This is a genomic window from Bacillus sp. OV322, assembly GCF_900112495.1.
Classification (GTDB): Bacteria; Bacillota; Bacilli; order Bacillales; family DSM-1321; genus Peribacillus.
In genome coordinates, this window is record NZ_FOMA01000008.1 from 1 (window position 1) to 19,474 (window position 19,474).

20 protein-coding genes and 1 riboswitch are annotated in these 19,474 nt (G+C 45.2%); of the genes, 18 read left to right on the top strand and 2 right to left on the bottom strand.

The genetic code is table 11. The annotated features are described in order from the left end of the window. Nucleotides 1-614: 614 nt before the first annotated feature. The 16 genes from BM126_RS18440 (at nucleotide 615) to BM126_RS18510 (ending at nucleotide 15,418) form a co-directional block, all read left to right on the top strand. Nucleotides 615-1,160 carry a DUF2179 domain-containing protein gene (locus tag BM126_RS18440; protein ID WP_090990901.1) on the top strand — a complete coding sequence of 182 codons (546 nt, stop codon included), beginning with the start codon at nucleotides 615-617 and terminating at the stop codon, nucleotides 1,158-1,160. 10 nt (nucleotides 1,161-1,170) lie between these two features. Next, the gene (locus tag BM126_RS18445; protein WP_371261474.1) at nucleotides 1,171-1,353 is read left to right on the top strand and encodes an NETI motif-containing protein; all 183 of its coding nucleotides are present in this window, start codon (nucleotides 1,171-1,173) and stop codon (nucleotides 1,351-1,353) included. A 78-nt stretch (nucleotides 1,354-1,431) separates the two neighbouring features. Next, nucleotides 1,432-1,534: riboswitch (purine riboswitch) on the top strand. Nucleotides 1,535-1,667: 133 nt separating this feature from the next. Then, the gene (gene purE / locus BM126_RS18450) at nucleotides 1,668-2,156 is read left to right on the top strand and encodes a 5-(carboxyamino)imidazole ribonucleotide mutase (protein WP_090991036.1); all 489 of its coding nucleotides are present in this window, start codon (nucleotides 1,668-1,670) and stop codon (nucleotides 2,154-2,156) included. Beyond that, the gene (purK, locus tag BM126_RS18455; protein WP_090990903.1) at nucleotides 2,140-3,300 is read left to right on the top strand and encodes a 5-(carboxyamino)imidazole ribonucleotide synthase; all 1,161 of its coding nucleotides are present in this window, start codon (nucleotides 2,140-2,142) and stop codon (nucleotides 3,298-3,300) included. Before purE ends, purK begins: the two co-directional genes overlap by 17 nt. Then, nucleotides 3,297-4,589, top strand: a complete 1,293-nt coding sequence (gene purB, locus BM126_RS18460; RefSeq protein ID WP_090990904.1) for an adenylosuccinate lyase — start codon at nucleotides 3,297-3,299, stop codon at nucleotides 4,587-4,589. The genes purK and purB overlap by 4 nt, the downstream gene beginning before the upstream one ends. A gap of 91 nt (nucleotides 4,590-4,680) precedes the next feature. Next, a complete protein-coding gene (gene purC / locus BM126_RS18465; protein WP_090990905.1) occupies nucleotides 4,681-5,400 on the top strand; it encodes a phosphoribosylaminoimidazolesuccinocarboxamide synthase in 720 nt (239 codons plus the stop codon). Continuing rightward, nucleotides 5,393-5,647 carry a phosphoribosylformylglycinamidine synthase subunit PurS gene (purS, locus tag BM126_RS18470; RefSeq protein WP_071352921.1) on the top strand — a complete coding sequence of 85 codons (255 nt, stop codon included), beginning with the start codon at nucleotides 5,393-5,395 and terminating at the stop codon, nucleotides 5,645-5,647. Before purC ends, purS begins: the two co-directional genes overlap by 8 nt. Continuing rightward, entirely contained in the window at nucleotides 5,644-6,330 is a 687-nt protein-coding gene (gene purQ, locus BM126_RS18475) for a phosphoribosylformylglycinamidine synthase subunit PurQ (protein WP_090990906.1), read from the top strand. The genes purS and purQ overlap by 4 nt, the downstream gene beginning before the upstream one ends. Continuing rightward, nucleotides 6,314-8,536: a phosphoribosylformylglycinamidine synthase subunit PurL gene (gene purL, locus BM126_RS18480; RefSeq protein WP_090990907.1), complete on the top strand. Its 2,223-nt coding sequence runs from the start codon at nucleotides 6,314-6,316 to the stop codon at nucleotides 8,534-8,536. Before purQ ends, purL begins: the two co-directional genes overlap by 17 nt. After that, nucleotides 8,521-9,936: an amidophosphoribosyltransferase gene (purF, locus tag BM126_RS18485; RefSeq protein ID WP_090990908.1), complete on the top strand. Its 1,416-nt coding sequence runs from the start codon at nucleotides 8,521-8,523 to the stop codon at nucleotides 9,934-9,936. Before purL ends, purF begins: the two co-directional genes overlap by 16 nt. Nucleotides 9,937-10,036: 100 nt before the next feature. Next, entirely contained in the window at nucleotides 10,037-11,065 is a 1,029-nt protein-coding gene (gene purM / locus BM126_RS18490) for a phosphoribosylformylglycinamidine cyclo-ligase (protein WP_090990909.1), read from the top strand. A gap of 103 nt (nucleotides 11,066-11,168) precedes the next feature. Then, on the top strand, nucleotides 11,169-11,735 hold the full coding sequence (gene purN, locus BM126_RS18495) for a phosphoribosylglycinamide formyltransferase (protein WP_090990910.1): 567 nt from the start codon (nucleotides 11,169-11,171) through the stop codon (nucleotides 11,733-11,735). 19 nt (nucleotides 11,736-11,754) lie between these two features. Then, nucleotides 11,755-13,293 carry a bifunctional phosphoribosylaminoimidazolecarboxamide formyltransferase/IMP cyclohydrolase gene (gene purH / locus BM126_RS18500; protein ID WP_090990911.1) on the top strand — a complete coding sequence of 513 codons (1,539 nt, stop codon included), beginning with the start codon at nucleotides 11,755-11,757 and terminating at the stop codon, nucleotides 13,291-13,293. 98 nt (nucleotides 13,294-13,391) lie between these two features. Next, on the top strand, nucleotides 13,392-13,679 hold the full coding sequence (locus BM126_RS22565) for a hypothetical protein (RefSeq protein ID WP_177201501.1): 288 nt from the start codon (nucleotides 13,392-13,394) through the stop codon (nucleotides 13,677-13,679). Then, the gene (gene purD / locus BM126_RS18505) at nucleotides 13,618-14,892 is read left to right on the top strand and encodes a phosphoribosylamine--glycine ligase (RefSeq protein ID WP_090990912.1); all 1,275 of its coding nucleotides are present in this window, start codon (nucleotides 13,618-13,620) and stop codon (nucleotides 14,890-14,892) included. Before BM126_RS22565 ends, purD begins: the two co-directional genes overlap by 62 nt. Before the next feature lie 256 nt (nucleotides 14,893-15,148). Further along, complete coding sequence (locus tag BM126_RS18510; RefSeq protein ID WP_090990913.1) at nucleotides 15,149-15,418, top strand: excalibur calcium-binding domain-containing protein; 270 nt, start codon at nucleotides 15,149-15,151, stop codon at nucleotides 15,416-15,418. Nucleotides 15,419-15,452: 34 nt separating this feature from the next. Here BM126_RS18510 and BM126_RS18515 read toward each other — a convergent pair whose 3' ends face one another. Further along, entirely contained in the window at nucleotides 15,453-16,073 is a 621-nt protein-coding gene (locus BM126_RS18515) for an NAD(P)-dependent oxidoreductase (RefSeq protein ID WP_090990914.1), read from the bottom strand. Nucleotides 16,074-16,335: 262 nt separating this feature from the next. Here BM126_RS18515 and BM126_RS18520 point away from each other — a divergent pair, with 262 nt between their 5' ends. Next, nucleotides 16,336-17,178, top strand: coding sequence for an aldo/keto reductase (locus BM126_RS18520; protein WP_090990915.1), 843 nt, complete (start codon nucleotides 16,336-16,338; stop codon nucleotides 17,176-17,178). Between the two features lie 114 nt (nucleotides 17,179-17,292). On the opposite strand, the gene BM126_RS18525 is transcribed toward BM126_RS18520, so the two are convergent. Next, nucleotides 17,293-17,550, bottom strand: coding sequence for a YgaP family membrane protein (locus tag BM126_RS18525; RefSeq protein WP_090990916.1), 258 nt, complete (start codon nucleotides 17,548-17,550; stop codon nucleotides 17,293-17,295). A 179-nt stretch (nucleotides 17,551-17,729) separates the two neighbouring features. Between BM126_RS18525 and BM126_RS18530 the strand changes: the two genes are divergently transcribed. Continuing rightward, nucleotides 17,730-19,472: an adenine deaminase C-terminal domain-containing protein gene (locus tag BM126_RS18530; protein ID WP_177201502.1), complete on the top strand. Its 1,743-nt coding sequence runs from the start codon at nucleotides 17,730-17,732 to the stop codon at nucleotides 19,470-19,472. Nucleotides 19,473-19,474: the final 2 nt, after the last annotated feature.

Consider the following 19,474-nt stretch of genomic DNA (forward strand, 5'->3'; position numbering starts at 1 on the left):
AGTCAAGTAAGCCCAAACCTGAATGGGGAGAACCAAGGAGGTCGAGGAAGCGAAGGAGTGAGCACCGGAGTGTACGGTGTACACGAGGAGCGGAAGGACTGAAGCTGACGAAGAGATCCGCCAGTTATTGCCGTACAGAAGCTCGAACACGGAAGTTAAGCTCGCGCCCGGATGAAGGTGAAGGACAGTGGACAAGGAAGTTCTGCAAATCCGCAACGTCCTGTGCAAGTCCATGCAGAGCAGGGACCACCAAAGCAAACGAAAGGTCAGCAGAATCCGTCCGGGTTAGATGTTTATCCTGATTCGCTCGAATAGACTGCAATTTGGCTCGAATGGAAGATGATTTGGCTCTAAACAGAGCAGATTTCGCTCGAATGACAGCCTATTTGGATTTATTATCCAAATAACTGGGAATTCTCACGTCTCAAATCTAAGCTTTTTGCCAATAAGGCAAAATTTTAGGCCTGAAAACTATGAATCCATATGAAACTCCCCAACAATCTTCCATTTGTAAGGAATTACCTTCCTGTTTAGCATGTGTTTTGACTGCAATGGGGTATATAATACATGAAGGCACAGCATAATTAACTACATATTGCATCGGAGTGACGGATATGCTTGAGAACGGTATTATCATGATTGGCATCATACTGGCCATTAATATTGTTTATGTTTCTTTTAATACGATTCGGATGATTCTAACCTTGAAAGGCCAAAAGTATTTGGCCGCATTCATCAGCATGATTGAGGTCATTATATATGTGATAGGCCTGAGGCTTGTGCTGGATAACCTCGATCAGATACAGAATTTGATTGCATATGCTGCGGGCTATGGAATCGGAGTGCTGGCAGGGATGAAGATTGAAGAAAAGCTGGCATTGGGGTATATTACTGTAAATGTCATTTCAACGGAACAGGATAAAAATCTGCCTAAGCTGCTCCGTGAAAAAGGTTTCGGGGTTACAAACTGGGAGGCTCAGGGACTTGAGGGGAACCGTATGGCTCTTCAGATTCTAACACCAAGAAAATATGAGCTGAAGGTGTATACCGTCATTAAGCAGATTGACCCTAAAGCATTTATTATTACTTATGAACCTAAAACGATACACGGTGGCTTTTGGGTGAAATCCGTGAAGAAAGGAAAGCTGTTTGGTGAGTAAAAAAAGTAAAATGGTTTTTGAAGTGCAGGAAGGCGAGAGTATTGATGATTGCCTGTATAGGATGAAAGAGGAAGGCTATATGCCGGTTAAGCGGACAGAAAAGCCGATCTTTGAAGAAAAAAAGATCGATGGGCTGGTAAAATATGAGCCTGTAAAGAGGAAAATCGTATTTGAAGCAAAGCTGGTTGACTAAACACGAACGATTTTAATTTATATTAAGATAATATTCGATAATTGCTTGACAGTGAAACATGGTGAGCGTTACTATGGTGATAGTGAAAATGAAATCTCTCATATAATACTTGGGGATATGGCCCAAAAGTTTCTACCCAATAACCGTAAATTATTGGACTATGAGAGAAAGTAGATGAACTTCCAGGATGTAATGTCTTGTTTCTTAATGTTGGACAGACTGCGTTCCGGACAGACTGCTTTCTCTTTATGAGGAAGGTCTGTCCGGTTTTTTTATTTGAGATAATAGAAAACCGGCAAGCTGGAGGAGAGTATATGAAACCATCTGTTGGCGTTATCATGGGAAGCATTTCGGATTGGGAAACAATGAAATATGCGTGCGAGGCATTAGATCAGCTAGAGGTGCCGTATGAAAAAAGGGTTGTATCAGCCCATAGGACACCGGATGTTATGTTCGAATATGCAGAAAGCGCAAGGGATAGGGATATTAAAGTGATTATAGCGGGTGCCGGGGGAGCTGCCCACCTCCCAGGCATGGTTGCTTCAAAAACTACATTGCCCGTCATCGGGGTTCCGGTGCAGTCTAAAGCACTGAAAGGCATTGATTCTTTGCTGTCGATTGTCCAGATGCCTGGCGGGATTCCGGTCGCGTCCGTTGCCATTGGAAAAGCAGGCGCCACAAATGCCGGGCTGCTTGCCTCACAGATGCTTGCCATCGAGGATAAGGAGCTTGCCCAAAGGCTTCAGTCCATGCGTGATGAAATCAGGGATAAGGTACTTTTGAGCAATGAACAGCTTAAATGAGAAAGTGATCCTTCCGGGGCAGACGGTAGGCATTATCGGCGGAGGGCAACTGGGAAGAATGATGGCACTGTATGCAAAGTCAGCCGGCCTGAACATTGCCGTTATCGATCCAGCTGAAAATGGACCATTAGCACAAGTGGCAGATGTTGAAATTATTGGGGCATATGATGACATGCTGGCACTTGAACAGCTAGCTGAAGCGAGTGACGTGATTACCTATGAATTTGAAAATATCAGCTCAGAAGCGCTGGATTGGCTGAAGGGGCATACATATCTTCCTCAAGGCTCCGAGCTGCTAAGAATGACACAGGACCGCATCACGGAAAAGAAAGCGATACGTGAGGCAGGGGCGATGCTTGCTCCATATTTTGAAATTAATGAGCTTCAAGATGTTTATGATAAGATAGACGAGCTGGGCTATCCAAGCGTGCTTAAAACATCACGGGGCGGCTATGACGGAAAAGGGCAGCTTGTCATCCGGAAACAGGAAGAAATCGCAATGGCTGCCCCTTTGCTGAAGCATGGAGCTTGTGTACTGGAGGCATGGGTGCCATATAAAAAAGAGATTTCTGTGATTGTGGCAAGGAAAGAAAATGGCGAAATGAGTTATTTTCCTGTTGCGGAAAACCTTCATGTTGAAAACATTTTGCATCAAACCATTGTACCGGCGCGCATTAGCGCTGAAGCGGAGAAAAAGGCGCTGGAGATGGCCGGAAAACTGGCCGAATCTGCCGGACTTGTCGGTTCGCTTGCTGTAGAAATGTTTCTGACAGAAGACGATAGCATTCTCATCAATGAGCTTGCACCGCGGCCGCATAATTCCGGGCATTATACGATAGAGGCCTGCGAAACTTCACAGTTTGAGCAGCATATACGTGCGATATGCAACTGGCCTCTTGGAAGTACTGAATTAATGAAGCCGGCCGTGATGGTGAATATACTTGGACAGCATATCGATCCGATTATGAAGGCGATTCCTGGCCTGAAGGATTGGAACATACATCTTTATGGAAAAAAAGAAGCCAAGCACAACCGGAAAATGGGGCATGTTACCCTGCTGCGGGAGTCTATCGAAGCAGCTCTTTCCGAGATACGCGAAAGCGGCATTTGGCCAAGAGAAAGAGAAACGGAGGACCAATCATGATTGAACGTTATACACGCCCGGAAATGGGTGCGATCTGGACAGAGGATAACCGCTTTAAAGCATGGCTTGAAGTGGAGATTCTGGCATGTGAGGCATGGTCAGAGCTTGGAGTGATACCAAAGGAAGATGTCAAGCTTCTGCGCGAGAATGCTTCTTTTGATGCAAAAAGGATACAGGAAATTGAAGAAGAAACCCGCCATGATGTGGTTGCTTTTACAAGAGCAGTTTCAGAAACATTGGGAGATGAGCGCAAATGGGTGCATTATGGACTTACCTCTACGGATGTTGTCGACACAGCCCTTTCTTATGTCCTGAAGCAAGCAAATGAAATTCTTGAGAAAGACCTTGACCGTTTTGTGGAAATTTTGAAAAACAAAGCCCGTGAACATAAGCATACCGTGATGATGGGGCGTACTCACGGAGTTCATGCCGAGCCTACTACCTTTGGACTTAAGCTTGCTCTTTGGTACGAAGAAATGAAGCGGAATGTAAATCGTTTCAAGGAAGCAAGGAAGAATATCGAGTTCGGCAAAATTTCCGGAGCTGTCGGAACGTACGCCAATATTGATCCTTTTGTTGAGCAATATGTATGCGAAAAGCTTGGCCTTGAGGCTGCACCGATTTCGACGCAAACTCTGCAGCGGGACCGCCATGCGCATTATCTCAGCACAATTGCTTTGATTGCTACATCAATCGAGAAGTTTGCAACAGAAATACGCGGCCTTCAGAAAAGTGAGACACGAGAGGTCGAGGAATTTTTTGCAAAAGGCCAAAAAGGGTCTTCTGCTATGCCACATAAGCGAAATCCGATCGGTTCGGAAAATATGACAGGTATGGCACGCGTCATCCGAGGTTATATGATGACGGCGTATGAAAATGTTGCCCTTTGGCACGAGCGTGATATTTCACATTCTTCAGCAGAACGGATCATTTTACCTGACGCAACCATCGCCTTGAATTATATGCTGAACAGGTTTGGAAATATTGTGAAAAACCTGACCGTATTCCCTGAGAATATGAAGCGGAACATGGACCGCACACTTGGCTTAATCTATTCACAGCGTGTGCTGCTTGCGCTGATTGACAAAGGCCTTGTTCGCGAAGAAGCGTATGATACGGTCCAGCCGCATGCCATGGCTTCCTGGGAAGAGCAAGTCCCTTTCCGCTCATTGCTTGAAAAGGATGATAAAATCACCAGCCTGTTAACGAAGGAAGAGCTCGATGACTGCTTTGACTATCATTACCACCTGAAATATGCAGATGTGATCTTTGACCGTCTGGGATTATGATAATTCCCCTGCTGCCGTCTGGCGGCAGGGACTTCCTTAACAATCGTTTTGAAAATAAAATTGCCAATATTCCGTAAATGGGGGCCTTGAAATGGAAAAGCGCGAATTGCTGTACGAAGGTAAAGCCAAGAGAATTTATGGAACAGACGATGAAAATATAGTATGGGTTTCGTATAAGAATTCTGCTACAGCTTTTAATGGTGTGAAGAAGGAAGAAATAGAAGGCAAAGGCAGGCTCAATAATGAGATTTCCAGTCTGATATTTTCAAGACTTCATGAAGCAGGGATTCCGTCTCATTTTATAAAAAAAACATCCGACAGCGAACAGCTGGTAAAAAAGGTTGCCATCATCCCGCTTGAAGTTGTGGTCCGGAATACAGCAGCAGGGACTTTGTCTAAACGCCTTGGACTTTTAGAGGGCACACCGTTAAAGAAAACATTGGTGGAATTTTATTATAAAGATGACGAGCTGGGCGATCCGCTATTAACAGAAGATCATATTAGGGAGCTTGATCTTGCTTCTAAGGAAGAATTGCTGCAGTTAAAGGAACAAGCACTCAAGGTGAATACCTTTTTATCAAGCTTTTTTAAAGAACTGGGTGTGAATCTGATTGATTTCAAACTTGAATTCGGCAAGACAGGGGACAATGAAATCCTGCTGGCTGATGAAATATCTCCAGATACATGCCGTTTATGGGATTCTGAAACAAATGAAAAGCTCGATAAAGATGTATTCCGCAGAGACCTTGGAAGCCTCACAGATGCATATGAAAAAATTTTAGCAAAGCTTGGAGGGCGTCAGCATGTATAAAGTTAAAGTCTATATCACATTAAGGGAAAGTGTACTGGATCCTCAGGGAACAGCAGTAATGCATTCACTGCACAGCTTAACGTATGAAGAGGTGAAAGATGTGCGCATCGGGAAATACATGGAGCTTATGATCGAGAAAAGCGAAAATGATGTGGACCAGCTTGTAAGAGATATGTGTGAAAGGCTTCTGGCGAATACAGTCATTGAAGATTACCGCTGCGAAATCGAGGAGGTCGTATCACAGTGAAATTCGCCGTCATTGTTTTTCCTGGGTCCAATTGTGATATAGACATGCTGCATGCCATCAGGGATGAGCTTGGAGAAGAAGCAGAATATGTGTGGCATACTGCTGACAGTTTAGATGAATATGACGCCGTTCTTTTGCCAGGGGGCTTTTCATATGGAGATTATCTGCGTTCAGGTGCCATTGCACGCTTTTCAAGGATCATGATTGAAGTCATAAAAGCAGCAGAAGCAGGAAAGCCGGTTCTGGGGGTCTGCAACGGATTCCAAATTCTCCTTGAGGCTGGCCTTTTACCTGGAGCCATGCTGCGAAATAGTGATCTGAAATTTATCTGCCGCCCTGCCAGCCTTAAGGTTGCAAACGCCGGAACATTATTCACAACAGGTTATTCAGAGGGTGAAGTTATTACAATTCCCATTGCACATGGCGAAGGCAATTATTATTGTGATCAAGAAACCCTGCAATCACTGACAGAGAATAATCAAATCGTATTCACGTACAATGGAGAAAATCCAAATGGAAGCCTCGGGAACATTGCCGGGATTGTGAATGTTGGAGGAAATGTACTCGGAATGATGCCGCATCCGGAGCGTGCTGTGGACAGCTTGCTTGGAAGTGCCGATGGAATTAAAATATTTCAGTCTATCGTGAGAAACTGGAGGGAATCATATGCAGTTAATGCTTGAGCCAAGTCCGGAAATGATCAAGGATAAACGGATTTATGCAGAAATGGGACTTAGTGATGAAGAATTTGCAATGGTTGAAAACATCCTCGGCCGAACACCGAACTATACGGAAACTGGATTGTTTTCAGTAATGTGGTCTGAGCATTGCTCGTACAAGAACTCAAAACCCGTGCTGAAAAAATTCCCGGTAACAGGCGAAAAAGTGCTCCAGGGTCCAGGTGAAGGAGCCGGGATTGTGGATATTGGCGATAATCAGGCAGTAGTCTTTAAGATTGAGAGCCATAACCATCCTTCAGCAATCGAACCCTACCAGGGAGCAGCAACAGGTGTTGGCGGGATCATCCGTGATGTATTTTCCATGGGAGCACGTCCTATCGCTCTATTAAACTCGCTTCGTTTCGGAGAGCTTGATAATCCCCGTGTGAAGTATCTATTTAAAGAGGTTGTGGCCGGCATTGCAGGATACGGAAACTGCATCGGCATTCCGACGGTTGGGGGAGAAATCCAGTTTGATCCGTGCTATGCAGGTAATCCCCTGGTCAATGCGATGTGCGTCGGATTGATCAATCATGATGAAATCCAGAAGGGCCAGGCCCGCGGAACGGGAAATACGGTTATGTATGTTGGAGCTAAAACAGGGCGTGATGGCATTCATGGAGCAACATTTGCTTCCGAAGAGCTTACAGATGCATCTGAGGAGAAGCGGCCTGCTGTACAGGTTGGGGATCCGTTCATGGAAAAGCTTTTGCTCGAAGCATGCCTTGAACTGATTAGATCAGATGCTCTCGTTGGGATCCAGGATATGGGCGCTGCAGGACTTGCAAGCTCATCAGCTGAAATGGCAAGTAAAGCGGGTTCCGGAATCGAGATGAATCTAGACCTTGTGCCACAGCGCGAAACAGGGATGACCGCTTATGAAATGATGCTTTCAGAGTCACAGGAGAGAATGCTGATCGTCGTAAAAAAAGGGCGCGAGCAGGAAATTATTGAGCTGTTCCAAAAGTACGATCTGGAAGCTGTTGCAGTAGGGAAAGTAACGGATGATAAAATGCTAAGGCTTTACCACAATGGTTCAATTGCGGCAAATGTGCCTGCTGATGCTTTGGCAGAGGAAGCGCCGGTATATCATAAACCCTCCCTGGAACCAGAATACTTCCGTGAGTTTCAGGAAATGGAAATGCCTGTTCCGCAGGTGGATGATTATAAAGAAACCCTTAAAGGCCTGCTTAAGCAGCCGACGATTGCCAGCAAGGAATGGGTGTATGACCAGTATGATTATATGGTCAGGACCTCTACGGTAGTTCCCCCTGGTTCTGACGCAGCGGTTGTCCGAATCAGGGATACCAATAAGGCGCTTGCTATGACAACCGATTGTAATTCCAGATATATCTACCTGGATCCTGAAGCAGGCGGAAGGATTGCAGTTTCTGAAGCAGCACGGAATATTGTCTGTTCCGGTGCAGAACCCCTGGCGATTACGGATTGTCTTAACTTCGGAAATCCTGAGAAGCCGGAGATTTTTTGGCAGATTGAAAAAGCAGCAGATGGAATGAGCGAGGCATGCCGCACACTGGGCACCCCGGTGATTGGCGGAAATGTATCTTTATATAACGAAACAAATGGGATGGCGATTTACCCGACCCCGGTTATCGGCATGGTTGGCCTGGTAAAGGATCTTACCCATATCACTACTCAACACTTTAAAAATGACGGTGACCTCATTTACGTAATCGGACAGGCAGAAAACGAATTCGGCGGCAGCGAGCTTCAAAAAATGATCCATGGGAAAATTTTTGGAACAGCACCGGCACTTGATCTGGACCTTGAGAAAAAGCGCCAAAATCAGCTGCTGAATGCCATCCGGGGTGGACTTGTTTCTTCTGCACATGACCTTGCAGAGGGCGGATTGGCAGTTGCACTTGCTGAATCACTGTTTGGAGGGACCGGTCTAGGGGCAAGCGTGGTGTTAAAAGGAAATACGGTTTGTGAATTATTCAGTGAAACACAATCCCGCTTCCTTATTTCCGTAAGACCGGAAAATAAAGAGTCATTTGAAGCAGGCATAAAAGATGCGATTCATATCGGTGAAGTGAATGGTTCAGGTTTCCTCAGGATTATGGACAGCGAAAACAATACAATTGTTGATGGAGATATAGAAGAACTGTTTTCAGCTTGGAGAGGAGCGATACCATGCTTGCTGAATTAAAAGGATTAAATGAAGAGTGCGGATTGTTCGGGGTCTGGGGACATGAAGATGCAGCGCAGATTACGTATTACGGCCTTCACAGCCTGCAGCACCGCGGCCAGGAAGGTGCAGGAATTGTCTTAACAGATGGCGGGCGCCTCAGCGGCATTAAGGGAGAAGGACTTGTTACCGAGGTGTTTACAGCTGACAAGATGCAAAGTCTTTCCGGCAAAGCGGCAATCGGCCATGTGAGATATGCAACATCTGGCGGCGGAGGATATGAAAATGTACAGCCGCTGCTGTTTAATTCCCAGAGCGGGGGAATGGCCCTGGCCCATAACGGAAACTTGGTTAATGCCGTCCAGCTTAAAGCGCAGCTTGAAGCACAGGGAAGCATCTTCCAGACTACTTCTGACACCGAGGTTCTTGCGCACTTGATAAAAAAAGGCGGCTTTTCCGACTTCAAGAGCCGGGTGAAAAATGCCCTTTCCATGTTAAAAGGCGCCTATGCATTCCTTATTATGGATGAAAACCAGATGCTTGTCGCACTTGACCCGCATGGACTGCGCCCGCTTTCATTAGGAAAGCTTGGAGATGCGTATGTGGTGGCTTCAGAAACATGTGCCCTTGATATTGTAGGAGCGGAGTTTATCAGGGATATCCAGCCTGGAGAGCTTCTTGTAATTGATGATTCCGGTATTGCTGCAGAGCGTTTTTCGCTTTCAACACAGCGCTCGATGTGTACGATGGAATATATCTATTTTTCGCGGCCGGATAGCAATATTGATGGTATCAATGTTCATACAGCGAGAAAAAATTTAGGCAAACAGCTTGCTTTAGAAGCCTTTATCGAAGCAGATGTAGTAACAGGTGTACCGGACTCCAGCATATCAGTGGCTATTGGGTATGCCGAAGCAACAGGAATTCCTTATGAGCTTGGCCTGATCAAAAACCGTTATGTCGGCAGGACCTTCATCCAGCCTTCACAGTCACTCCGTGAACAGGGTGTGAAGATGAAGCTTTCAGCCGTCCGGGGAGTGGTTGAGGGCAAGCGGGTGGTTATGGTGGATGATTCCATCGTGCGCGGGACGACCAGCAAAAGAATTGTCGCTCTTTTGAAGGAAGCCGGAGCAAAGGAAGTTCATGTTTTGATCAGCTCGCCGCCAATAAAAAATCCATGTTATTACGGAATCGATACTTCCACAACAGAGGAATTGATTGCCTCTGAAAATTCAGTTGAAGAAATCCGCAAAATTATCGGTGCGGACACACTTACTTTTTTAAGCGTGGAAAGAACGGTCGCTGGAATCGGAAGGCCTTTTGAAGGAGAGCTCCACGGACAGTGCATGGCTTGCTTCACGGGTAAATATCCGACTGAAATATTCGAAGAAACCAAGCTCCAGCTTAGCCAAAAGTGTTAATCAAACGTTTGATTAAATTTGTTTCAGGCAAGCAATGGCGAGGGTTCTGCCATCTTCACGGTTGATGGCGGAGGTTTCAATAGAGAGGACTGAAATATAAATGGCCAATGCGTACAAAGATGCAGGTGTGGATATTGAAGCGGGCTACGAGGCTGTGGAACGCATGAAAAAGCACGTTCAGCGGACACTGCGCCCTGAGGTTCTGAATGGCTTGGGCGGTTTTGGCGGAATGTTTGACCTATCGTCATTAGGCTTAAAGGAGCCAGTTCTTGTTTCAGGAACGGATGGTGTTGGTACGAAGCTTAAGCTGGCATTTATGCTTGATAAGCATGATTCAATTGGCATCGACTGTGTGGCAATGTGTGTGAATGATATTGTTGTGCAGGGTGCAGAACCCCTTTATTTCATGGATTATATTGCATGCGGAAAAGCGAAGCCGGAAGTAATTGAAAGCATTGTTAAAGGCGTGGCAGAGGGCTGCAGGGATGCCGGCTGTGCGCTGATTGGCGGAGAAACGGCTGAGATGCCTGGAATGTATCAGGATGATGAATACGATTTGGCAGGCTTTACGGTAGGAGCCTGCGAGAAGTCCGGACTTGTAAACGGGAACAGCATGAAAGCGGGAGATGTGCTGATCGGCCTTGCTTCAAGCGGCATCCACAGCAACGGCTATTCACTAGTCCGCAAGATTCTTCTTGAAGATGAAAAGCTTGATTTACACAGCTACTTCGAAGAATTCGGCACAACACTTGGAGAAGAATTGCTGACTCCAACGAAAATTTACGTTAAACCTCTATTATCCGCTATGAAAAAATATCAGATAAAAGGTATGGCCCATATCACTGGCGGCGGATTTATTGAAAACATCCCACGGATGATGCCTGAAAACCTGGGCGCGGACATTCAAAAGAATTCGTGGGCTATTCCTGCTATTTTCAGCTTTCTTGAAAAAAGGGGCAAGCTGAACCAAGCTGAAATGTTCAATATTTTTAACATGGGTATCGGAATGGTACTCGCTGTGAGTGAAAACGTTGCAGCAGATCTTATCAGCCATTTTGAAGAATGCGGAGAAAAAGCATATGTGATCGGAAAAGTGACAGATGATAAGGGAGTTTCGTTTAAGGAGTAAGTGCTGATAGATGGATAGTACCGTCACCCGGGCGTGCTTTAAATAGATGCTTTTGGATGTGGCGGTTTTCCGTTTTGGACATGTTTTTTTAAAGGGGGAGACTATGAAAAAAATTGCTGTTTTCGCTTCAGGGAGCGGAAGCAACTTTCAGGCTATTATGGACGAAATTAAAGCAGGCGGTTTAAAGGCTGAAATCTCTTTGCTGGTTTGTGACCGTCCAGGCGCACTAGTCCTTGAAAGAGCTTCAGGCGAAGGAGTTAACGTTTTTTGTTTTTCGCCAAAAGAATATGAAAGCAAGGAAATGTTTGAACTGGAAATTTTATCGGCGCTTTCGGAGCACGAAGCGGAATACATTGTTCTTGCCGGATATATGCGCCTGATCGGCCATACTCTGCTGCAAAAATTCCCGCAGAAAATCATAAATATCCATCCATCCTATTTGCCGGCTTTCCCCGGGAAGGATGCCATAGGGCAAGCATTTGATGCAGGAGTGAAGGAAACCGGTGTAACTGTTCATTATGTGGATGAAGGCATGGATACCGGGCCGGCCATTGCCCAAAGAAGGGTTCCCATTTTACCGGGAGATACAAAGGAAGCTCTGCAAAAAAGAATCCAAGCTGTGGAGCACGAACTGTATCCGCAAGTGTTAAACAAGATATTGCATACATAAGACATTATACGGAGGGATCATGATGACTAAACGCGCATTGCTAAGTGTTTCTGATAAAACAGGAATCATTGAATTTGCTAAAGGATTAAAGGAAGCGGGCTTTGAACTTATTTCTACTGGAGGTACGAAAAAGGCTCTTGTGGATCATGGAATCGAAGTAACTGGAATTAGCGAGGTGACTGGCTTTCCTGAAATTCTGGACGGAAGAGTAAAGACCCTTCACCCGAACGTTCACGGCGGTTTATTGGCAAGGCCGAATGATGCCTCCCACAAAGCACAGCTCGAGGAGAATCGGATCCAGCCAATTTCATTGGTTTGCGTAAATCTTTATCCTTTCCAGCAGACGATTGCAAAAGAGAATGTAACGGCAGAGGATGCCATTGAAAATATTGATATCGGCGGACCAACCATGCTTCGCTCGGCTGCAAAAAACCATGAGTTTGTTACAGTGGTCGTCGATCATGCTGATTATGATACAGTGCTTGCGCAGATTAAAGATGAAGGAGATGTTTCGTTCAGCTTCAAAAGAAAGCTTGCCGCAAAGGTCTTCCGACATACAGCTGCATATGATGCCGTAATATCCGAGTACATGACAGAGCTTGCTGAAGAAGAAAACCCGGAGAGCCTTACGGTTACTTATAACCTGAAGCAATCTTTAAGATATGGAGAGAATCCGCACCAAAAAGCTGCTTTTTACAGCAAGCCATCAGGAGCATCCTTTTCCGTTGCCCATGCACAGCAGCTTCACGGAAAAGAGCTTTCCTATAATAACATCAATGACGCCGATGCAGCGCTTCAGATCGTGAAGGAATTCAGTGAGCCCGCAGCTGTGGCTGTCAAGCACATGAATCCATGCGGTGTGGGAACAGGTTCCAGTATTTCAGAGGCATTTGCTAAAGCATATGAAGCAGATCCTACTTCAATTTTTGGCGGGATCATCGCTCTAAACCGGGAAGTGGATAAAGAAACGGCAGAAAAACTGCGTGAAATCTTCCTGGAAATTATTATTGCACCATCCTTCTCTGAAGAAGCATTCGAGGTGCTGACTGGTAAGAAGAACATCCGTCTTCTGACGGTTTCCTTTGAAGGCGATAATAGGCTTGAGAAAAAGCTATCTTCTGTACAAGGCGGTTTGCTGGTGCAGGATAGCGATGCCTATGGATTTGAAGATGCGGAAATTTCAGTGCCTACTAAACGGGAACCAACAGAAAAGGAATGGGAAGCCCTGAAGCTTGGCTGGAAAATCGTAAAGCATGTTAAATCGAATGCCATTGTGGTTTGTGATGACAAAATGACGCTTGGTGTCGGTGCCGGACAAATGAACAGAGTCGGATCGGCTAAAATTGCCCTGGATCAGGCGGGAGAAAAAGCCAAAGGAAGCGCAATGGCTTCTGATGCTTTCTTCCCAATGGATGATACTGTAGAAGCTGCCCATCAAGCAGGTGTTACAGCCATCATTCAGCCGGGCGGCTCTGTCCGCGATGAGGATTCTATCAAAAAAGCGGATGAATATGGAATTGCCATGGTCTTCACGGGAGTTCGCCACTTTAAACATTAAGCACCCTTTATGAGGTTTTGCAGTGATTCGCTCTAATTGACGCCAATTTGGCTCTAATGAAGCGGAATCTGGCTCTAATCACCGGGTATTTGGCTCGAATGAAGCAGGAATTGGATACTATTATCCAATTAAATGGAAACAAAAGGGATGTATATATAAATGCAGAAGGCAGTTTTCGTAAAATTTGCCGCATGGAACAAGGGGTTGATTTCCGCTCTAGGATGCTCGCTTTCCGTGGGGCGGGCGGTGAGCCTCCTCGATGCCCCGCAGAAATTATTAAAAAAGAAATCAGCCTTACAAATACCAATAAAGAGGTGAGCAGGCATGAATGTATTAGTTATTGGCCGCGGCGGCAGGGAGCATGCAATCGCGAGAAAGCTTTATGATAGTGAAAAAGTGGATACGGTGTATGCTGCTCCTGGCAATCCGGGTATGGAAGATGTTGCGGCCTTGGCTGACATTGATGAATCCGATCATGAGGAGCTAATTGCTTTTGCAAAATCCCGCCATGTTGATCTTACCTTTATTGGAGCGGAAACTCCTTTATTGAACGGACTTGCAGATGATTTTATGGCGGCTGGCCTTAAGGTATTCGGGCCTGAAAAGGCTGCTGCAGAAATAGAAGGAAGCAAGTCCTTTGCTAAGGATCTGATGGAGAAATACGGAATTCCGACGGCAGAGTATGGCACTTTTTCAGATCTATCGGGAGCACAGGCATACCTCGAGAAAAAGGGGACCCCTATTGTAATTAAAGCGGATGGCCTTGCTGCTGGTAAGGGGGTTGTGGTAGCCAATTCCATGAAGGAAGCCAATGATGCGCTTAGGGACATGCTGATTGATTCGAAATTCGGGACAGCTTCAACAAGAGTGGTTATCGAAGAGTTTTTGGATGGAGAGGAATTTTCTCTGATGGCTTTTGTGAACGGAGAAAAGGTGTATCCTATGGAGATTGCACAGGACCATAAGCGGGCCTATAACGGTGACGAAGGCCCGAATACAGGGGGCATGGGCGCGTACTCCCCAGTACCCCATATTTCTGCAGAAACTGTGGCGCAAGCCGTTGAAACAGTGCTGAAGCCCGCCGCAGCTGCGCTTGTAAAAGAGGGGCGTTCCTTTACCGGCGTGCTGTATGCCGGCTTGATTTCGACAAAAAGAGGAACAAAAGTGATTGAATTCAATGCACGTTTCGGTGATCCGGAAACACAGGTGGTCCTGCCGCGACTCAAAAATGACTTTGCGGAAACACTTGAAGCAGTGCTTGATGGCCGTGATTATGAACTGAGTTGGGATTCAGATGCAGTCATCGGAGTGGTAGCAGCTGCCAAGGGTTATCCCGGAGATTATGAAAAAGGCGCTGTGATTGAGGGAATTGACAATCTTTCTTCAGACCTTCATATATATCATGCCGGAACTGGAAAAAACAGCTCTGGGCAGGTGATCACAGCAGGAGGACGTGTTCTTTTGGTTGCTGCCAAAGGCGCAAATCTTTCGGCAGCGCAGGATAAGGTATATAAAGAAATGGACCGCGTAAAAAGTGAAGGGCTTTATTGGAGAAAGGACATTGGACATAAAGCGCTGAAGGCCGAAGCGTTAAAATAGCAAAAGCCGCCTCTTATAGGGGCGGCTTTTATAGTGGAATAAAAGACACATGACAGATCTGAAGGCCGCACGAACAGCGCCTGTAAATAAAAACAGATACATAGAGAAATAGAGGACAATTTTGTTCGGAGAGCGGCAGAAAATCTATTTTTCAATAGCAATCTGAAAAAAGGAATTATATACCAATAGAAAACCTGTATCAAATGTTTTATGATATGTAAGGTTTAAAGTAATTAATTGGAAAGGATGGATGGTTATGAAGAAATTATCCGTTATTTTACTGTCATTTGGTTTGGTGTTTGGTTTTTCATTCAGTGCAGGGGACAATGCTAAAGCGAGTACAAAAATCATCAGCTACAAAAATTGTACAGCATTAAACAAGGTATATAAAGGCGGAGTGGCAAAATCGTCAAAGGTTAAAAACAAGGGCGGAAAAACGCACTACAAGCCGTACGTATCAAGCGCCCTTTACAGTAAAAACAGCCATAGCGACAGAGACAAAGATGGAATTGCATGTGAAAGATAAGAGCTGAAAGGCTCTTTTTTTTGTTCTCTGGGGCTTAATAACAAATCCCTGCACGCAGCTTCATGAATTCCGTGCTTTTTAGCTGAGACAGGGCAAAATCGGCCGTATCTTGGACCGATATTTCTGTTCCTCCCTCAGGCAGCATATCCCTTTCCGTACGATAGCTTCCTGTCCTTATCCCATCAGGCAGATAGGTAGGGCAGACGATCGTCCACTCAAGTCCGCTATCTTTAAGGAAAGTGTAAACCTTATGGTGTTCAATTGCTGCAGCGGCAGACCTTCGTCTTGATTCACTAGACTGGTAGCGAAGCTTATCAGGCTCAAGCCTGCTTTGGAGGATCCCTGCGGTGCCGATGGTAATCAGCCTTGTAATTCCCTCTTTTTTCATTGCATCGCATATAAGCGGTATACTATCTGAAAGTGTTGTGGTTTTATCTGTGTTCAATGAGCTGATCACGGCATCACAGCCGTGTAAGGCAGCTTGTATATCCTTAATTTGCAGCACATTTCCTTCTAGAACGGCTAGTTTTTCATCTGAAATCTCAATTTTTTCAGGAGAGCGGACCAATGCTGTTACATGATGACCTTCCTGAAGGGCATATGTGACTAAATGGCTGCCGACTCGCCCTGTTGCCCCTAATATTAGCAGATTCAAAAATCATCACCTCATAAGATAATTTACGGTAAAAAGGGTATTGCGATAATAATGAAAATGTATCATATTGCCTTAATGTATTCTAGTTTGAGTGCAGGCTTTTCAGGCACTAAAATGTGCCTGAAGAACTTTTTGGTGCCTATATTACAAAAAAGTGCGTACTTTTCTTCCGGAAGCATATCCTCCATACTAGTTTTGCAGGATATTATGAATAACCAGTGCGCTCAAAGAGGCACTTATAAATATAGGGAGGTTTTATTAAATGGCTAGTTCATTACAAGATCGCGTTACACTGAATAATGGAACAAAAATGCCTTGGTTCGGCCTTGGTGTGTTTAAGGTGGAAGAAGGGCCAGAACTTGTTGAAGCGGTTAAAACAGCAATCAAGCACGGCTACCGCAGCATTGATACAGCGGCTATTTATGGAAATGAAGAGGGAGTAGGACAAGGAATCAGGGAAGGCATGAAAGAAGCCGGCATTACCCGTGAGGAACTGTTCGTGACATCTAAGGTTTGGAATTCAGATTTAGGCTCCGAAGCAGCTATAGAGGCTTATGAGCTAAGCTTAAAGAAGCTGGGTCTTGAATACCTGGATTTATATCTGATTCATTGGCCCGTTGAAGGAAAATATAAAGACGCCTGGAGAGGCCTGGAGAAGCTTTATCAGGACGGAAAAGTGAAGGCTATTGGCGTGAGCAACTTCCAGGTGCATCACTTGAAAGATTTATTGAAGGACGCGCAAGTCAAGCCTGTGGTCAATCAAGTCGAACTTCACCCGCGTTTAACTCAAGAAGAGGTACGGGCGTATTGTAAAGAACAAGGCATTCAAGTGGAGGCATGGTCTCCGTTAATGCAAGGGCAGCTGCTTGATCATCCTGTGCTTGCTGAAATTGCCAGTAAGCATAATAAAACAATTGCTCAAGTTATTCTGCGCTGGGATCTGCAGCATGAAGTCATCACAATCCCTAAGTCTGTGAAAGAGCAGAGGATTACCGGAAATGCACAGGTATTTGACTTCCAGCTGACTGAAGACGAAATGGTAAAAATAGATGAATTGAATCAAAATAAGCGTGTCGGTCCTGACCCGGACCATATTGATTTCTAAATCTTAAATAGAGGCTGTGCCATTGGTCAGATTCATGACTAGCGGCGCAGCCTCTTTTTCTAGTTTTAAGCGCGGATTATCTGGTATCTCTGCTGCCCTGATGTTTGGGTGAATTCACTTATGCATTTCCTGCTTGATGGCATCTGGCATGACAGCATCCGCAAGGTCCCGGTTTCTTTCCATGGCATCTGTTATCGGGCAATAACGTGTGGCACCGCTGGCTACTTTCATGGAGGCAAGCATGGCAGTCAGCACGTAAGATTGCTTCCAGGGTTTCCTGACGAGTTTGGCTGTTGACCATGTGAGCAGGGTTAGTCCGCATGCCATTCTTACAAAGCCATTCATTATACTAATATTTTGTTTATCGTTCATATCTTATTGTCCTCCCTTCATAAAGTTTTAACATTAAATTGCTAAACTTTAATGTGTTAATATACCGAATATGGTACTATTAAGGAAAATTGGGTTGCATTTTCCTTTTGTCCGGGTCATAAAAAACCCCTTTGCTAATACAATGAAATGTATATCCCGATTCAACGGAGGGATTAGAATTGCTGGAACAGCGCTACAGATGGAAAAATATGCAGCTGCGCGAGCATATTGACGTGCTGGATGGCATGAAGGCTCCGCATATCTTATTGAAAAATACTACTTATTTAAATCAGTATCTTCGTAAATGGATGAAAGCGAATATCTGGATCTATGAAGACCGGATCATTTACGTAGGCGAAAAGCTTCCTGACGATATCACGGGCTGTGAGGTGCTGGATTGCAAGGGCCAGGTTCTGGTTCCGGGTTACATTGAACCTCATTCCCATCCATTTCAGTTATATAATCCCCAGACGTATGCCCGCTATTCGTCATACTGCGGGACAACCACATTGATCAATGACAACCTTTTGCTCTTTTTGCAATTAGATAAAAAGAAAGCGTTTACTTTATTAGGAGAGCTCCGTAATATACCGTCTTCCATGTACTGGTGGTGCCGCTTTGATTCACAGACTGAGCTCAGGAATGATGAGAAGGTTTTTACTCATGAAGATATCAAGTCCTGGCTTGAGCATGATGCGGTCCTTCAGGGCGGAGAACTGACTGGCTGGCCATCCCTGCTTGCAGGGGATGATATGATGCTGCACTGGATTCAGGAAGCGAGGAGAATGAGGAAACAGATTGAAGGGCATTTTCCCGGCGCTTCAGAGAAAACGCTTGCAAAAATGATGCTGTTCGGTGCTGGCTGCGATCATGAAGCCATGACTGGTAAAGACGTAATGACACGGTTGATGCAGGGATATACCGTTTCGCTCAGGTATTCATCCATTCGTCCGGATCTCCCTGTGCTGCTCGATGAAATTCTGGAAATGGGCATATCCCATTTCGACAGGTTCTTTTTTACAACAGACGGGTCTCCGCCATCCTTCTGTGAAAATGGACTGATTGATGTGATGATTAAAATGGCGATCGACCGGGGAATACCGGTAATTGATGCTTATAACATGGCGACTATTAACATAGCGAGGTATTATAACATTGAATACCTGCATGGAAGCATTGCGACCGGCCGGGTGGCAAACATCAATTTTTTATCTGACGAGAAAAATCCAGTTCCTGTTTCGGTGCTCGCCAAAGGCAAGTGGGTGAAAAAAGACGGCGTAAACCTGGAAGCAGATACTGATATAGATTGGACAGAATATGATTTTGAGCCGCTAAAGCTTGACTGGAAGATGGATTTCGATGATCTCGAATTTTCCATGCCGTTTGGGATTGAAATGGTGAATGACGTGATTACGAAGCCCTATTCCATCTCCTCCGACGTATCATATGGAGAGCTGTCCTTTGATCACGATGAGTGTTTTTTCTCCATGCTGGACAGGGGCGGCAAGTGGCGCATCAATACAATTGTAAAGGGATTTGCAGACAGGCTGTGCGGGATTGTAAGCTCTTATTCCAACACGGGTGATATTGTGGCGATTGGCAAACGGAAGGAAGACATCATCCTTGCCTTTAACAGAATGAAAGAAATAGGCGGGGGCATAGTACTTGCTGAAAATGGAAAAATTATCTTCGAACTTCCCCTGAAACTAAAGGGATTGATGTCAGACAAACCGGTAGAGAAGCTTATAGAGGAAGAAAAGGAATTAAAGCAGCTATTGAAGGAGAGAGGATATCCCTTTTCCGACCCGATTTATACGATGCAGTTCTTCTCATCCACCCACCTGCCTTATATACGGGTGACTCAAAATGGAGTCTACGATGTTATGAAGAAAACTATACTCTTTCCTTCTATAATGCGTTAAAA

Bases quoted from the DNA above. Each gene is read 5' to 3' on its own strand.
- purK (WP_090990903.1), top strand. From the start codon at position 2,140: ATGAACAGCTTAAATGAGAAAGTGATCCTTCCGGGGCAGACGGTAGGC.
- purL (WP_090990907.1), top strand. From the start codon at position 6,314: ATGCAGTTAATGCTTGAGCCAAGTCCGGAAATGATCAAGGATAAACGG.
- purD (WP_090990912.1), top strand. From the start codon at position 13,618: ATGAATGTATTAGTTATTGGCCGCGGCGGCAGGGAGCATGCAATCGCG.
- BM126_RS18440 (WP_090990901.1), top strand. From the start codon at position 615: ATGCTTGAGAACGGTATTATCATGATTGGCATCATACTGGCCATTAAT.
- purS (WP_071352921.1), top strand. From the start codon at position 5,393: ATGTATAAAGTTAAAGTCTATATCACATTAAGGGAAAGTGTACTGGAT.
- purF (WP_090990908.1), top strand. From the start codon at position 8,521: ATGCTTGCTGAATTAAAAGGATTAAATGAAGAGTGCGGATTGTTCGGG.
- BM126_RS18445 (WP_371261474.1), top strand. From the start codon at position 1,171: ATGGTTTTTGAAGTGCAGGAAGGCGAGAGTATTGATGATTGCCTGTAT.
- BM126_RS18510 (WP_090990913.1), top strand. From the start codon at position 15,149: ATGAAGAAATTATCCGTTATTTTACTGTCATTTGGTTTGGTGTTTGGT.
- purB (WP_090990904.1), top strand. From the start codon at position 3,297: ATGATTGAACGTTATACACGCCCGGAAATGGGTGCGATCTGGACAGAG.
- BM126_RS18520 (WP_090990915.1), top strand. From the start codon at position 16,336: ATGGCTAGTTCATTACAAGATCGCGTTACACTGAATAATGGAACAAAA.
- purE (WP_090991036.1), top strand. From the start codon at position 1,668: ATGAAACCATCTGTTGGCGTTATCATGGGAAGCATTTCGGATTGGGAA.
- purM (WP_090990909.1), top strand. From the start codon at position 10,037: ATGGCCAATGCGTACAAAGATGCAGGTGTGGATATTGAAGCGGGCTAC.
- purH (WP_090990911.1), top strand. From the start codon at position 11,755: ATGATGACTAAACGCGCATTGCTAAGTGTTTCTGATAAAACAGGAATC.
- BM126_RS18525 (WP_090990916.1), bottom strand. From the start codon at position 17,550: ATGAACGATAAACAAAATATTAGTATAATGAATGGCTTTGTAAGAATG.
- purN (WP_090990910.1), top strand. From the start codon at position 11,169: ATGAAAAAAATTGCTGTTTTCGCTTCAGGGAGCGGAAGCAACTTTCAG.
- purC (WP_090990905.1), top strand. From the start codon at position 4,681: ATGGAAAAGCGCGAATTGCTGTACGAAGGTAAAGCCAAGAGAATTTAT.
- BM126_RS22565 (WP_177201501.1), top strand. From the start codon at position 13,392: ATGAAGCAGGAATTGGATACTATTATCCAATTAAATGGAAACAAAAGG.